At 45.7% G+C, this 15,409-nt stretch carries 11 protein-coding genes; 2 read left to right on the top strand and 9 right to left on the bottom strand.

The features are described from left to right. Window positions 1–94 precede the first annotated feature (94 nt). From MHM99_RS08810 to ffh, 7 genes are all read right to left on the bottom strand, one after another. The gene (locus tag MHM99_RS08810; protein ID WP_239219025.1) at window positions 95–1,351 is read right to left on the bottom strand and encodes an alpha/beta fold hydrolase; all 1,257 of its coding nucleotides are present in this window, start codon (window positions 1,349–1,351) and stop codon (window positions 95–97) included. A 34-nt stretch (window positions 1,352–1,385) separates the two neighbouring features. Further along, complete coding sequence (locus MHM99_RS08805; RefSeq protein WP_239219023.1) at window positions 1,386–1,778, bottom strand: TerB family tellurite resistance protein; 393 nt, start codon at window positions 1,776–1,778, stop codon at window positions 1,386–1,388. Between the two features lie 468 nt (window positions 1,779–2,246). Then, window positions 2,247–3,464: a phosphoenolpyruvate carboxylase gene (locus MHM99_RS08800; protein ID WP_075176223.1), complete on the bottom strand. Its 1,218-nt coding sequence runs from the start codon at window positions 3,462–3,464 to the stop codon at window positions 2,247–2,249. After that, window positions 3,461–4,096 carry a hypothetical protein gene (locus MHM99_RS08795; protein ID WP_014976014.1) on the bottom strand — a complete coding sequence of 212 codons (636 nt, stop codon included), beginning with the start codon at window positions 4,094–4,096 and terminating at the stop codon, window positions 3,461–3,463. The genes MHM99_RS08800 and MHM99_RS08795 overlap by 4 nt, the downstream gene beginning before the upstream one ends. Then, window positions 4,093–7,815: an ATP-binding protein gene (locus MHM99_RS08790; protein ID WP_239219021.1), complete on the bottom strand. Its 3,723-nt coding sequence runs from the start codon at window positions 7,813–7,815 to the stop codon at window positions 4,093–4,095. Before MHM99_RS08790 ends, MHM99_RS08795 begins: the two co-directional genes overlap by 4 nt. A gap of 352 nt (window positions 7,816–8,167) precedes the next feature. After that, window positions 8,168–10,234, bottom strand: a complete 2,067-nt coding sequence (locus tag MHM99_RS08785) for a collagen-like protein (RefSeq protein ID WP_239219019.1) — start codon at window positions 10,232–10,234, stop codon at window positions 8,168–8,170. Between the two features lie 186 nt (window positions 10,235–10,420). Then, window positions 10,421–11,860 carry a signal recognition particle protein gene (ffh, locus tag MHM99_RS08780; protein ID WP_014948819.1) on the bottom strand — a complete coding sequence of 480 codons (1,440 nt, stop codon included), beginning with the start codon at window positions 11,858–11,860 and terminating at the stop codon, window positions 10,421–10,423. A gap of 298 nt (window positions 11,861–12,158) precedes the next feature. Between ffh and ccsA the strand changes: the two genes are divergently transcribed. Together ccsA and MHM99_RS08770 are read left to right on the top strand one after the other, a co-directional pair. Further along, the gene (gene ccsA / locus MHM99_RS08775; protein WP_014948818.1) at window positions 12,159–12,950 is read left to right on the top strand and encodes a cytochrome c biogenesis protein CcsA; all 792 of its coding nucleotides are present in this window, start codon (window positions 12,159–12,161) and stop codon (window positions 12,948–12,950) included. Between the two features lie 175 nt (window positions 12,951–13,125). After that, entirely contained in the window at window positions 13,126–14,421 is a 1,296-nt protein-coding gene (locus MHM99_RS08770; protein ID WP_014948817.1) for an HlyC/CorC family transporter, read from the top strand. A gap of 37 nt (window positions 14,422–14,458) precedes the next feature. Here MHM99_RS08770 and MHM99_RS08765 read toward each other — a convergent pair whose 3' ends face one another. Further along, the gene (locus MHM99_RS08765) at window positions 14,459–14,653 is read right to left on the bottom strand and encodes a hypothetical protein (RefSeq protein ID WP_014978722.1); all 195 of its coding nucleotides are present in this window, start codon (window positions 14,651–14,653) and stop codon (window positions 14,459–14,461) included. Window positions 14,654–14,774: 121 nt separating this feature from the next. Next, entirely contained in the window at window positions 14,775–15,290 is a 516-nt protein-coding gene (gene sixA, locus MHM99_RS08760; RefSeq protein ID WP_014976012.1) for a phosphohistidine phosphatase SixA, read from the bottom strand. Window positions 15,291–15,409 lie beyond the last annotated feature (119 nt).

Here is a 15,409-nt window from a genome sequence, read left to right as displayed (position 1 = left end):
CAACAAGTGTTACTTCCCGCGTTAAGGCTTGGGCGTTTTTTTATTAAAAAACGGCTGATGCTAGAGCTTTCAAATGGATTAAGAACCTACTGCCCTAGTAGGTTTTACAGAACGCTTTGACTTTGGCTTTACCAGTAAAGGCGAGTAGTTGATCGACCATTCTATCAAAGTAAGGGTTGTAGGTTAGCCTTGCATACACTTTATCTTTCTTATTAGTTGCTAACTCTTCATCAGCGTTATCGGGCTCAAATCCCCACGGCCCATACCACACTTCTTCGCCCGCTTTGCAGCGCGCTTCAGCGTCACTACCTTGACCGTTATCACATATGCGAAAGTCACTCGAAGTACCATATAGCGGGTTCTTATCTGAAAAAAGTGTACTCATATGGGAGGCTGCGCTAATCCGCTGCTCCGGGACCTTCATGGTTTGCATGACGAGTGTATTTTCAGGTACATCGGGTTCATCCTCACCCTGCCACAATAAACACTTGTGTGGATGAGTAAAATTATCTCTAAACTGTTCAGCTACTTTTGATGTGTCAACCACACTGTCTTTTTCTGCCACCACCATAAGCACAGGTAAATTCAACGCACGCTTTTCTTTTTCCGATTTAGAGAATAAATCTTGAAGCACATTTACGCTTTCTTGATAGGCAGCGAACCCTGGCATTGCAGTGGAGTTATAGCGGCTTGGGTTATCTTCTTCTTCAACATTAGGCCAGGGAAATAATGAGTCAATATAAGGCGCTAAACGGGACACAAAGAAGCGTGATTTAAAGGCTGGTGAAAAATGCATTAGCCCTTTTATATCAAGCTCTTCAGCCATCGAAAAACTTGCTATTGTGGTCAAGTTAGCGCCCGTCGAAAAGCCACCAATGTAGAGGTTGTCTACTTCTTCGGAAAATAGTCGTATGTGATGATTAGTTTCTGTCTGCCACTGCTGATAGCTAACATTTAGCATGTCTCCGGGTTTTGAGCCGTGCCCCGGCAACAAGATGGTTCTAACGTGAATGCCCTCTCTGCACATGGCGTTGGCGACATCACGAAAAAAGTAAGGTGAATCGCCTAATCCATGAACTAACAAGACGCCAATATTGCGGTATTGTGTGCCGCATTCAAATGGCATATTCATGGACATTTCTTGTGCTTTGTCGTCAGAAATAAATGCCCTATGTTCAAGCAAGTAACGTTCAACTTCATTTAGGTAATTATCGAAAGGCTGCACACCAACCGGGAAGGCCTGTGCACTGGCGCTGAACTGAGAACTGTGCGACGAATGGCAGCCGCTCAATAAGAACAGCGCGAGAGAAGCAGCACATGCGTGTGCTGCTTTAACGGTAAAATTTGGCATTGTTAACGTTTAGGTCTATGGCAATAAAAAGCGATTATTGCAGTGTATCTTTACCCGAAACTAATGCTTTGGCGAGTAATTTATGGGTAAGTAATGATAGCAGTTCGGTTTCTTCCTCGCTTCGTTCGCCATCAACGCCCGTGATCGCCATTGCAACCTCTAACGTTTTCTCGGCATCAAACGATAGGTCGTGCTTCAAACTGCGTAAAAACGTCCTGGCATCGCCGGTGTCAATGGCCTTTCGCGTTTGGTATATCGTGTCGTTTAGAAATGCTTCGCGACAGATTGGGCTTTGCCAGTCTAAAGACTCAACCATTGCATTCAGGTAGTCTTGTTCCGACAGTGTGACCATTCCGTCGACTTGATAAAGTAATACTGAAAGCTTGATAAGGGCTTGGTTAAAACTTTGTTCTTCTGATAATTGCATAACACTCTTCCTCTTCGTACTGTACGCGGCAGTACCACAACATGCTCTGCGTCCTAGCAGTAGCGATAATTTTTTTGTGTCTACACCGAGCTATTTAACACCCAAAGCATCAATAACGCGTCGTTGTTGAACTACGATAGGACCTATAAACCTTTAACTTGGTTCAAAGGTTTAACAGGGCTAATAATGTAGACCGCTGAATTGACGATAGTGTTACGCCGCGATGAAGCTTTTAGTTCACAATGTTAAATAAGTGTAAACACCTATTGCATTATAGGTGTTTTTTGACAGGTTCCAAGTGTCACACATCGCAAAAATTGGCGTGAAAAAGAAAAGAACGAAGTTAATCAACATTGTTAACTTACGTTTAAATTTGAACCGTTGGCGTTGTATGAAAGCCTGGCACACCCTTAATAAACGTGGGCCAGACTTACTTTTACAGGCGATGGGTAAAATTAAGAAATGACGTTAACGCAAGCCTAACGTGATATCGTTTATGTAGAAATTGCCCGTATAGACTTTATCGTTATTACCATGGGATTCTAATGCAAAAAACTGCTTATCTTCATCGTTCAGGGCTTGATACCCACCAATTACTTGATAAATCCACACTTCAGGATCAAAGTCTAAAGCCTGTTCCTCAAAGTAATCCAGCGCCGTTTTAGGCTGACCGGAATCGATGACTTCACAAAAATACGCTTCTACCGCTTGCTGCAATGGATCTTTTTCAAGTGACAAAGTTGATTGCTCAGTCACATCAATATCGACTGGCTTCGTGTCTTCGTGCTTAGTCTGACGTTTGTGTACGTGGGTTAACGACGCCACTATATTTTGGTAATCGGCTTCATGCTCAACGTTGTTCACGTCTGGAGCAGCGTTAGCAATAATCGCGTCCGATTGGTTAAACAACACAGGTACGTTAGTCAGGTTAGCGTAGTTGCCTGGAGCAAAATCAGGCTGCTGCTCCATGTGTAGCAAGAAGCCTTTAAGCAAGCGTGTTCGACCTTGGAACTCTCTGAACCGACCCAACAAGTCTAATAAGCGTGCTTGTACTACTGACAACTCCTGTGCGGCCTTGGCAAAGCGCTGCTGTAGCGACACCACCAGCAAGTGACGAAGTTCGCGGTTAGATCCTGCCAGTTCACTTAACTCATCAAAGCGGAAACACTCAAGCTGAGCAAGTAAGTCGGTTACCTGTCCTTGCGCTAGCTCATTTTCGCGAATTTTAGCTTCAACCGAAGACACGTAGCCAAACTCATTGTTAATACGGCCAAACATGACACGTACGCTATTACTCAATGATTCTGAAAGTTGATAGACATGCTCGGTTAAATCGCCCATGTGGGCTGCCGCTTCATTGTACTTGTTGTAGTGAAGGGCTTCTTTATAGTGCTCAGTTAGGGTTTTAAGGCTTGCCAGCGACGCACCAATATTGGCGTTGATAGTCCGGTTGCGCTCGTCTTGTAAGCTCCCCTCTAAAAGCGTTCTCACCGCGCTTTTCAAACGCAGTTCGCTTTGCGCTTCCGGGCGCCACAATACGCCTAGTTGAACAAGCTGGTCTAATACCTTAGGGCTGTGATCGCGCTCTTTTACTGAACCATTAATGTACGCCTGCATGATAAGGTCGCTGTGACGACCCAATGCGTTTAATAGTTTAGTTCCTGCCTGAATTAACACCTGACTCATATCAAGCTACCTTGAGAAATAGCGGCCTCCGCCTGCTCAGATAAACTCAGCGCTTCGGTTTCATCAATGAAACGTAGCATTTCGTAAAGGTGTTCAATTTTGCCAGTGCCCAAATAAATCTGTTTATCTGGGTTTGGCTTAATCAGATAACCCATTTCAGTTAAGCGTTTAAACACCTGCTTTAGCTGACCATCCAAATTCACACTGGTAGAACCAAACATGCGATAGCGCGATATTTTCTCTAACTGCTCAGCATAGGCGGGCGTATCTTCAATGGTAGTTTGCAGCTCGTTTAATCGAATAGCGCTACCCATGGTAATGGGCATATCAGATTCATTAGCTTGCTGAACTAGCAATAACCACTCTACCAGAGGCACTAGGTTAGATGCTGTATCTTGGAACTGCTGTGTAAGCACTTTGCGCTCGTTCTCACCAATGGTGAGGAAGCTGGCAAAGAATACGTCACCCTCAGCGGTGGTCGATAATGTACGATTTAATAACGCTAAATGAGGTTCTAACTGCGCAGCGTTGTCTCTTGATTTAAGATAACGCCATGCCTCTTCATCGGTCACCTGACATATAAACGCGCCTTGTAGAAGTGCACTTAGTACACGGCCTTGTTCTGTCATCATGCTGATGTCTCCTCACCTGCTACTTCACTGTTCTTTTCTGCTTCTTTTTTCTGTTTAATGCGCGCCCCTATAGAGCTTGCTTTTGGCTGAACCACCTGCAGTTGGCGGGTTACCTTATCTATCAAGTAGCGGTTTTCAAACAATGTCAGTACTTCCGATTCTGGGTTAGGGAATGCGCCGACTACACTAATGTTATTGTTTTGACACGCTTCAAAGATTTTCTTCACGTTGTTTTGGTGAAGTGTACCTAGTTCATCGATCGGCCAATGCACTGTGGCGTCGGCATCGCCGCGCAGCAGACGGGTGAAAGCGAGTAAGAATTTACACAGAATAAGGTAGGCCATACCGTGGCTTGATGACTCGTTAAGCTGGCGATCAGTACGAATGACAAGGTCACTTTTACCCTCACGAAGGTGTAGCTCGATATCAAGTAGCTTGCTAATGCCGCCCGTAAGCGCTGCACGGCCAAGAATATCAAGAACCCGGCGCATACTTTGACCGTACTCTTCCTCTGGTAACTCGTTAGCCCCCTCTTCCATCCAGTGCTCATAGAGCTTTCTGAATTGCTCAAGTTCGGGCCAGAATTCAAGTTCACTAATACGTGAGCGAATTTTAACAGCCGAGTCTGATACACCATCAAGAGAAAGGTCGCCGTCGACCTCTTGGGTAATACGGCGGCTTTGCGACACAATGCGTTTGTCGATATCGGCAAGTACAAAGTAGTATTGCGAAAGATCGGCACCAAAGATACGCCCTTGCTCACGCAAGCCCTGTAGCTTCTGCGGAACAATCACGTTTAGAAGCTGTGCCAAATGCGACACCATACGGCGATGATCAAAGCTCTTCACGCCGTGGGCGTTCAGCGTTGCACACTCTTCACGGGCGCGCTCCCACGTATCAGATAGCCCTGTGCCCGCTTGCGCGGCAATAAGCTGATCGAACCGCTCTACATAGGCGCGAATATCGCTTAGTAAGTTTTCGCGCTCTTGAAGCTGGCTTTGCACTTCTGAAATACGCTGACCAATACTTACATCGTCGTGCTTAATTTCAGCCGTTTCATCACCTGCCTGAAGCGTAAGCTTGGCAAGAGATTTACTTAAGGTTTTAACCTGTTCCAAGTGCTCACTGGCAGTTTTAAGCGTAGTTTCAAGCTGTCCGTGCTGCTCTTGAAGCTGTTCGCGGTTAGCTTTATAGGTTGCTTGTTTGCTGGCTAAATTACGCTCAGATTCGCCCAATAACTTACGCGACTTAGACAAGCCTTCCTGCCATACCACTTTTTGCTTGGTAAACACGTTAGTGTACCAACGCTCGTAGTCGGCTACTTTATGACGGTGGGTTTCAGTGCGCGTTATGTCTTCTTTAAGCTTATTGATTTGCTTTTTAAGCTGACCTATTTCATCAACATCCACACCGCGATTGCTCAATTCGCTTTCTAGCCAATCCTGCATATCTTTGCGATCTTGGGCAGCATTGTCTTTCGCCTTACGCATGTCGCTATCAAGCTGAGATATACGTGCTTCACTGTCAGCGATAAGCTGCTGCCAATGGAATTTGTGTTCGGTTTCCGCTTCGCGCTGCTGATCTTTGATTTCGTCACGACTAAGCTCAAACTGAGCCTTCGCTTGCTTTTGCGACTGCTGATTCGCTTCAAGCTTAGTTTTGGCTTTTTGCTTACGTGCAGAAAGCGCCTGCTGATATTCGCTAAGTACCGTATCGCGGTCTTGCTGTGCGCGTTTACGGCTGGCTTCGGCACTCTTAACAGCGTTGTCTTTTTGGGTAACCACAAGCTCGGCGTTGCGCACATCTTCGTTCGCTTTCGCCAAGCGCTGTTCGCATTCGTTTTGCGCAGCCAGGGCAGCGGCTTGACGAATTTCAGCTTCTTGCAGTTGCTGCTTAAGCGATTGCTCGGTAAAGGCATAGTCTGGGGTATCAAGTTCAGTAAGTGCTAACTTAACGCCCATAAAGGTATGGCTGTCGCCTTGTGCATCCTTTGCCATAGCAGGCGCTAAATCAGTGCGCTCTAGTAGCTCAGGACGCACAACTTTACCTAAGGATAACTCCCAGTCATCGACATTGGCGCGCAAGAACTCAAGTAGCGAGCCTTCGCCAGGATAAAGAAGCGCATTAATCTTGTTAACCGCTTTTTCTTCTTGTTGAAAGGCGTTGCGTGCTTTATCTAACGCATTTGAACATTCTTTGCGAAACTCAACTGATTTACTGTGCGCCTGCTGCGCTTGTCGCAGCTCACCGCGCGCTGCATCTTCATTGATAGATGCTTCTTTAATGGCCGCATCAAGAATATCTAGCTGAGATTGTTCAAACTCGTTGTAGCCTGCGTTACTTAGTGAAGCTTTTAGTTCAGCTTCAGCAACTTTTAGCTCATTCAAACTATTTTGGTAATCGTTCTGAAGCGCGCTTAGCTGGCAATTGTAGTCGCTCTGAATGCGACTTAATGCTTCACGCTCGCTCTGCTGCTGCTCAGCTTTATTCTCTGCGGCTTCTTGGCGTGCGGCTGACATTTCTTCTAGAGTAATTGACAGCTTTTCACCTAGCTCAGCCAAGCGCTTGTTGTAGGCCGACTCAATATCTTGGTGTTTTTCAGTAAGCAGTACATAGCGACTATCGGCCATGGCCTTTTCATTTTGCCACTGCGCTAGATTTGCCACGTCTTCTTTAAGCTGCTCAATATTTTCGTCTTGCCATTTATCGAATTCACGCTCTACCGTATCAAGTTCACTGGTGAACTTCTCAACATCAGCGCGAGCAGATGAAATTACCTGGTTTAGGTGATCACGGGTATCACCCCACTCGCTGTCCGTTTGTTTGCGCTGGAAGCTATTCTCATCCAGTTCATTCTTTGTTGTTTCAACGCGCGCAGCCAAGTAGGTCTTATCAAGCTCGAAGCTATGCTTAAGGTTAGCAAGCACTTGCTCTGTTGTGGTTAGCGCCATGTCAGCTTGTTCGAGTTTAGAAAATTCAGGGCGAATTTTGTCGAACTGTTTAATTAAGTGACATTCTTTAATCCAGTCATCGACGCGGTGGAGGCTTAGGCCTGAAGTAGGTGGCGTAACACCATCCTCTTCTAAAATGGCGGCAATCATGGCCTTGATAGTTTCCATCTTGCCTTCTTTAGAGTGAACCGCTTTAGCCAACTTCTCAATGTGGCGCATGTGTTTCGACGGTTCGCAAAGGCTAAAGATTTTGGCGTAGCCTAATAGCTCACGGGCATTGTTACTCTGGTTAAGCACCCCGTGGTCGTTTTGAATGATGGCACGGAAGTCTTTCGTATTAAGTAAGCTCGTAACCAATATGTTGTTACGCTTCATGGCACGTGCAAGCTCGGCGCTGCTTACACTAGCGTGTTTGCCGTTCTTTTGCTCTATTAAGTAGTCACTGATTTCAAATGGCTTGCCGATTAAACGATAATTAACGCCCGTTCCGTTTGAGCTTAATACTGCTTGGCAAAGGTCACCTTCGGCACGCGTGTATTCATAGATAATAAAGCTAGATAAACGAGGCAAATACCAGCGTTCAAAGCTGTCACGGGTTGCCGGTACCACGCGACTTGGGTACTCGCCGTAAAACACGGGAATAAGTCGTTGAAGCGTGGTTTTACCCGACGCATTGGTACCACAAATATTGGTGTGTCCATCAAGCTTTAGCTCGACCACGCCTGGTAAATGCGTGTCGATAAGAATAATACGTTTTAAGCCTGCCATAGTGTTCCTGTATCAATAACTCTGCCGCGTGAACGCTCACACAGCACAAAACTGTACCTGCTTTGATAGGGTAAAAGTTGCATACCTGAAAGAAAGCGAGCACATGCGCACGATGTAGCCCGTCAGTGTATTATGAATTCACGAATTTGCACAGATGCGCGGTGATTTGTTGGTTATAAAGCATGCTATTGTTTAAAAGTTAAGTTGGCGAAGCTTTTGAATATCCCAACAACGCCACATGAATATAAAGCGGCACGTACTGATTAGGTACGTGCCGCTTTAGCGAAAGCATTGAGCTTTCATAGAACAGCGATGAAATGAACGGTTTCTATAAAGCTGTCTATCAGCTGTTTTACTTCACTGACAATACATTTACCGACTCTGGTGCGGGATACATCATGCTAAAGCTGGGCGTAATATCACCCGAGGCTGCATTTAGAATATTGTCAAAGCGCAGGATCATGCCATTTGATTTTTCAGCAACATATACATGACCATTGCTGAGCATCAAGTCTACCGGATTACCCAACATTGAGTTCGGTCCTGCAATATTGACGGATACATCCGTTATGCCATCGGCACTGCCTGCGCCAGGAATCACGTACAATTTACCGTCAGTAGCATCCGCTGCGCTGCCTACATCAGAAATGACCAAACTATCGCTTTGGCTATCATAGTCTATGCCATGGATGTTGGTTGGCGCGGCAAATGCTGTCCCACCACTTGCAGGGACAATCAGCCTATCTTCACCCGTAATTACGGTTTCACCGCTTTCCATTTTGCGCATCACTTCTTCAAACACGGCAACCGAACCGTTAGTTAACGCCAGATACGCGCTATCAGTTGATGGGTCGTAATCCACATCCCAAGGGCGCGCCCCGTTGGCCGCTTCAAGTGTTAATAGAGGCGCAACATTGCCTGACGCACAAGGCGAGAATACGCGAACGGCAGGAGTAGCTTCGTTAACATCTGCCACAAATACCACACCTGCTTCTGAGGCAATGTCTAACCCTTTAGGTGCAATCAAGCCTGTATCGCTACCCGCAATCATGTGGTCGAAACTATCGCTATACATCATACCGTCTCGCATGGTTTTGAGGCGATTAATCACGAGTAAACCACCCGTTGAGGTTTCAACATCATCGAAGGTAATGACGCCATCACCGCTAGCCGTGAAAGCGGCACTCTCAATGCTCATACCAGCGTCAAAAGTGCTTAGCTCACTGGAAAGTACAGCGCTGTATTGCGCTACTTGCCCCATGGTTGCACCTTCGCTTGCAGGGTTACTTGATACCGAAAGGCCCATAATAGGCATGGTAGTTATGCCATCGTCCGATGCGTCTTTCATCTCGTTCAGCTGAGTTAACTCGGCCAACGACTCTGGTTTTACTGAAGGCGTTGATAGCGTTGGTGCAACGTCGCCGCTCGCACCGTTAAATATGTTTGAGAACACCAAAATGGCGTCATTGGATTTTTCCGCCACGCGAAGATCAGAACCGGTTAAAACAATGTCTACTGGATTACCAAGCTGGGTAGATGCGCCGCCAATCACTCTGCTTGGTACCACAGCCCCATCAGCCGTAGAGACATTTTCTAAAACAAAAATTTGTCCATCATCAGCAATTGCAGCATCGCCAACGTCTGATAACACCATACGATTGGACATAGGCTCGTAAGCGATACCGTGCAGATTAATCGATATTTGATTTCCGTCTGCATCTGAAGGCACCACTGAACGCATAACTGTGGGCGCAAAATCAGAACCAGCGACATTATCGTAAACCGCGAGTGTCCCATCGGTCAGTGCAACAAACAATCTATCGCTTTGTTCGTCATAGGCCACATCCCATGGTTTTGCTGAGGTCATTATTTCTGCAATCGGTGCAACATTGCCTGCTGCTTGGCCACCGAATACGCTAACCTTTTGACCGTTAAAGTCAGCCACCATAACTAAACCTGCATTTTCAGCAAAGGCAATACCTTTCGGATTAACAAGGCCCGTAGTTGCGCCCGTTATCTCATGCCCTGTACTCATCATGTAGTCGGCTTGAGCTTCAAAATTACAAAGCGTTCTTAATAACGGTAAATCACTGTCGCCAGCTTGTACCAAGCTTCCGCTTTGCGTGAATACAATCCCCTCATTCGCTCCAGTGGTTACCGTGGATAAGACGTTCGCGTTTTGGTCAATCGAGGTAACCGTATTGCGGTTATCATCGCCATTGTTTGCGACCAAGAAAGTCGCTGACGCAAAGCCTGGGGTTCCATCCTGACCGGGTGCACCATCTTGGCCAGGCGCGCCATCAGTCCCATCGACACCATTTGTTCCGTCGTCACCGTCGCAGGCACTTAGCGCGAGAACCATTGCCGTCGCCAACAGTGACAGTTTTAATTTTTGCTGTGATGTTTTATTGAATTCCATCTTCATCTCCGTACTTGTTGATTCGTGAAGAGACGTCACTTAAACGCGCGATGCGATAAGTACTGCTCACGTCCTGTTCAACAAGCCAAACGATTGATGAGTGATACTGGATGCAAAAAAATAAAAAAAACCTCAATCCATTGCTGAGATTGAGGTTTTTTAGCGTTATAAAATTATGCGATAGCCTTAACGTGGTGGGAAGCCACCGCCTCCGCCAAACCCGCCAGGACCGCCGAATCCACCTGGGCCGCCTGGACCACCAGGGCCTCCAAAACCGCCACCCGGAGGCATCATGCCTTTCATCTGACGCATCATCTTCTTCATGCCGCCGCCAGACATTTTCTTCATCATTTTCTGCATTTGCGTAAACTGCTTAAGTAAACGGTTTACGTCTTGAATTTGCGTACCTGAGCCTGCTGCAATACGGCGCTTACGCGACCCCTTAATCATATCTGGGCGCGCACGTTCAGCCGGTGTCATTGAATTAATGATGGCTTCCATTTGGTTAAACTGCTTGTCGTTTGCCTGATCTTTGATTTTATCAGACATACCGCCCATGCCAGGAAGCTTATCAAGCATTCCCATCATGCCGCCCATGTTCTTCATTTGCTCAAGCTGATCTTTAAAGTCTTGCAGGTCGAAGCCTTTTCCTTTCTGTACCTTCTTGGCCAGCTTTTCCGCTTTCGACTTATCAACTTTACGCTCAACCTCTTCGATAAGGCTAAGTACGTCGCCCATGCCCAAGATACGAGACGCAATACGCTCAGGGTGGAAAGGCTCAAGTGCATCAACCTTTTCGCCCATACCGATAAACTTGATAGGTTTACCCGTGATGTGACGAACCGACAGTGCAGCACCACCTCGTGCATCACCATCTGCTTTGGTCAGTATTACACCGGTAAGCGGTAGCGCGTCGTTAAACGCCTTTGCCGTATTCGCAGCATCCTGACCAGTCATGGCATCAACCACGAACAGAGTTTCAATTGGCTTAACAGCAGCGTGAAGCTCTTTAATTTCGTCCATCATGTCGTTGTCGACATGCAAACGACCTGCTGTATCCACTAGTAGTACATCGAAGAAATTCTTCTTCGCTTCAACAATGGCATCATTAACGATATCAATGGGCTTTTGTAAAATCGTTGACGGGTGAAAAGCTACATTCACTTCACCGGCAAGGGTTTCAAGCTGCTTGATAGCGGCCGGACGATAAACGTCGGCACTCACTACCATCACTTTCTTTTTCTCGCGCTCAGTTAGGTATTTCGCAAGTTTACCTACAGACGTAGTTTTACCCGCACCTTGTAAGCCCGCCATAAGCACAACAGCCGGAGGTTGAGTTGCGAGGTTAAGCTTTTCGTTCGCCTCCCCCATCACCGACTCTAGTTCAGACTGAACGATTTTAATAAATACTTGGCCAGGCTTGAGGCTTTTGGTTACTTCGGTACCAACTGCACGCTCTTTTACCTGTGCAACAAACGCTTTTACTACGGGTAGCGCAACGTCGGCTTCAAGTAGCGCCATACGCACTTCGCGTAGCGTTTCTTTAATATTGTCTTCAGTAAGACGCCCTTTACCGCTGACATTTCGTAATGTCTGGCCTAAGCGTTCTGATAAATTCTCAAACATAGTATGAAACTTCTTTTTATTTCAGACGTAATGCCCGCATTGTAACGTAAAAGCGAACGGTAACGTACCCACAATTGCGGTTAAATTTTTAAACTTTTGCGTCAAGGGTTGTCGAAATTTGATGTACGAATTTCGAAGTCGATATGGAGTAAAAATTGTCCTTCCATGATCCTATACCCACACTAAAAGTGGGTGTGAAACAAACAAAATCAAGGAGATGGTTGAATTTACTTGCAAGTTGCAGTATCAATACCGACTCAGTCGGTGAAGACGTCACCTACCTATTACAGGACGCATCATGAACACCCTTTTCGCCATTTCTGCTGCTTTACTCTACGCATTAGCTGCGGCAGTACTTATTGGCAAATTCGTACACCAAGACGGCCCGAATAAGCGATTGGGGCTATCCATCGCTAGTGTTGGGGCAATTGCACATATCGCTTTTCTCACCAACGTTATTATTGTCGCGCCTGGGCAAGACATGAGTGTAACCAACGTACTTTCATTAGTGTCGTGGATAATCACAGTATCCATGCTTATATTTGCCCGCGCCATTCCTAATCTTATTTTACTTCCTGTTGTTTTCGGCTTTGCAAGTCTTACGGTACTCGCCTCACAGTTTATTCCCGTGTCGTACATCATGCACATAGAGCTGCAGCCGGGCTTAGTTATCCATATTAGTTTGTCATTGTTTGCTTACTGCACTTTGGTCATTGCATTCTTATACGCACTGCAAATGTCCTACATTACCTACCGGTTAAAGCAAAAAGGTGCTGCGCTACTACATTCATCACTACCGCCTTTAATGCTTGTAGAAAACATTTTGTTCAAGCTGTTGCTTGCGGGAACTTGTTTACTAACCGTCTCACTAATTAGCGGGTTTGTTTTCTTAGAAGATATGTTTAACAAAACTTACGCGCATAAAACGGTGCTATCAGCGGCCGCTCTCGTTGTTTTTCTCATTCTTTTAATAGGCCAGAAACTTCGGGGTTGGCGCGGGCGACAAGTTATTGTGATGACAGTCTTGGGTGTGACGCTACTGTCCCTTGCCTATTTTGGTAGCAAATTAGTTCGCGAATTTCTTCTTTAAAATTCCCTGTATTTATTGCTGAGCTCGCTGCAGGGCTGGCTTTTTAGGCGGCTCGGCGGCGCTTGTCACTTTTGGGTGTTATCTAGTTAATTAGGGGCATATCAACAATTTTCCCTTGAAACTCGCACCTCAAATCAATACATTTGAAGCCTAAGTTAAGACAGGAACCCATTAATTGGACGACATATCAACGAGTACGCTGTTTATCGCGCTCGGCGTACTCATATTACTATCTGCGTATTTCTCTAGTTCAGAAACTGGCATGATGTCGATTAATCGTTATCGACTCAAGCATTTGCAAGGAGAAGGCAACCGCTCAGCTATACGTGTTGCTAAACTTCTAGAACGACCTGATCGCCTTATCGGCCTTATTCTCATCGGAAACAACTTAGTTAATATTGCAGCATCCTCGCTTGCAACCATACTTTGTATTCGTTTATTCGGTGACTATTGGGGGCTGTTTGCTGCTACCTTTGGCTTAACGCTGGTCCTACTTATTTTTGCAGAAGTAACGCCGAAAACACTGGCTGCGCTGTATCCAGAAAAAGTGGCATTTCCGAGCTCCATTATTCTGCTTCCACTACTTACATTGCTGTACCCTTTTGTGGCAGCGATTAACGGTATCACAAACGGCATTCTAGCTTTGCTAAGAATTAGTCCTGCAAGTGGAAGTGACGACTCGTTAAGTCGAGAAGAGTTAAGAACCGTGGTTTTCGAAGCTGGTGCTATGATCCCTAAGCGACACCAAGATATGTTGGTGAGTATTTTGGACTTAGAAAGCGTAACGGCCGAAGATATCATGGTGCCACGTGCTGAAATTTTTGCTATCGACATTAACGACGATTGGAAGAAAATTCAAAAAGCCTTAACCCATGCTCAACATACCCGTGTTTTATTATACCGAGACAGTGTCGACGATGCGGTAGGCTTTGTGCATGTGCGTGACGCCCTGCGCCTTCTATCAAAAGACCAGTTCACTAAATCAAGTTTGCTTCGCGCAGTTCGTGAGATTTACTACACACCAGAATCTACCCCACTGCACACGCTGATGTATAAGTTTCAAGCGGAAAAAGAGCGCATTGCTTTGGTCGTTGATGAGTATGGCGACATTATGGGTCTAGTCACTCTTGAAGATATTCTTGAAGAGATTATCGGTGACTTTACCACCAGTATGGTTCCAGACCACAGTAAAGAAGCACACGTACAACAGGATGGTTCAGTATTGGTTGATGGTAGTGCCAACGTCCGGGAATTGAACAGAGAAATGGATTGGAACCTGCCTACGGAAGGCCCTAAAACCCTTAATGGTTTATTACTTGAGTATCTTGAAGATATTCCTGAGAACAAAGTAAGCGTGCGTTTGGCGGGTTATCCGTTAGAAATTGTAGACATTTCAGAAAGCATGATAAAAACCGTCAGAATCATGCCGGAATACTATGTTGCACCTAAAGAGTCGAATAACGACCACTAAGCGTTTTGGTGGTTAACCTGCCTTTCGGCCTTATCAGCTAACCTTTTGATTCGTCAGCTAGACGCTGTGCTCTATTTGCCAGCGCTCTAGCTTTCGCAGCAGCGACCTTATCTGACAATTCAGATAATTTGGCAATAATATCCTGCGTCTCCTTATCTTCACGTAAATCAGCCTCCGCCATATGCGATTGCAATGAACGTTTAAGGAGCTCAGGAATAGATTTGCTGTCCATTTCCCAACCCTTCAATAGAATAAACTTTGACACTCTCAAAGAGTCTATCGACCATGTGGGAATATACTTAACGATTAATTGTTCAATTTCCGAAATTAATCGCTAAGAAGGAGCAAGGCGTTTACAGTCCTTGATAATGCGTTACCAGCGTGCCTTTGTGCTCTTTTAAAGAATACTTGATAACAGCAATTGAGGCCGTAGAAAACAAACTTGTGGTGTAAGACTGGCACAGTTCATCAACGAGATAGCTAACTAGCGGCATGTGACTAACAACAAGAAGTTTTTTGATTGGTTTTTTGGAATTGACCGCGGCGTGAAGAAGTCCATCAATATAATCACTCACCAGTCTTGGCGAGCCTTCCGGAACAATATCTTCATTATTTTCAACTTTGTTCGCAATGATATCAAGCGATACCATATCATGGGTCTGTTTGGCTCGACGATAAGGGCTCACAAGCGCTAAGTCCACAATGCCTTTCTGGCAATACTGGTCTTTTAACCATAAAGCTGCTGTTTTGGCTTGCTCTCTACCTAATGGTGTAAGTTGCCTGCTTTTATCATCGAGTCTGGGCGCTTCTGCTTCACCGTGACGCATAATGAAAAGATAAATGTCGTCGTTGCTACTTTGACCTGACATAACATTGCGCATAGTATTAATGAAAGTATGCTAACGATATCAGAGAGCTGATACTACGCCTAGCGCTAAACGGCGAATAGTGAGAATTTTCGTACATTATTTAACGTTTTGTGAAGTTT

Source organism: Alteromonas sp. MmMcT2-2 (assembly GCF_022348305.1).
In the GTDB taxonomy this organism is placed as follows: Bacteria; Pseudomonadota; Gammaproteobacteria; order Enterobacterales; family Alteromonadaceae; genus Alteromonas; species Alteromonas macleodii.
Note: the sequence above shows the minus strand (reverse complement) of the source record. Positions and strands in the feature narration are given on the sequence as shown.

Coding starts and splice junctions, on each gene's coding strand:
- MHM99_RS08810 (WP_239219025.1), bottom strand. CDS start 1,351: ATGCCAAATTTTACCGTTAAAGCAGCACACGCATGTGCTGCTTCTCTC.
- MHM99_RS08800 (WP_075176223.1), bottom strand. CDS start 3,464: ATGAGTCAGGTGTTAATTCAGGCAGGAACTAAACTATTAAACGCATTG.
- ccsA (WP_014948818.1), top strand. CDS start 12,159: ATGAACACCCTTTTCGCCATTTCTGCTGCTTTACTCTACGCATTAGCT.
- MHM99_RS08805 (WP_239219023.1), bottom strand. CDS start 1,778: ATGCAATTATCAGAAGAACAAAGTTTTAACCAAGCCCTTATCAAGCTT.
- MHM99_RS08785 (WP_239219019.1), bottom strand. CDS start 10,234: ATGGAATTCAATAAAACATCACAGCAAAAATTAAAACTGTCACTGTTG.
- sixA (WP_014976012.1), bottom strand. CDS start 15,290: ATGTCAGGTCAAAGTAGCAACGACGACATTTATCTTTTCATTATGCGT.
- ffh (WP_014948819.1), bottom strand. CDS start 11,860: ATGTTTGAGAATTTATCAGAACGCTTAGGCCAGACATTACGAAATGTC.
- MHM99_RS08790 (WP_239219021.1), bottom strand. CDS start 7,815: ATGGCAGGCTTAAAACGTATTATTCTTATCGACACGCATTTACCAGGC.
- MHM99_RS08765 (WP_014978722.1), bottom strand. CDS start 14,653: ATGGACAGCAAATCTATTCCTGAGCTCCTTAAACGTTCATTGCAATCG.
- MHM99_RS08795 (WP_014976014.1), bottom strand. CDS start 4,096: ATGATGACAGAACAAGGCCGTGTACTAAGTGCACTTCTACAAGGCGCG.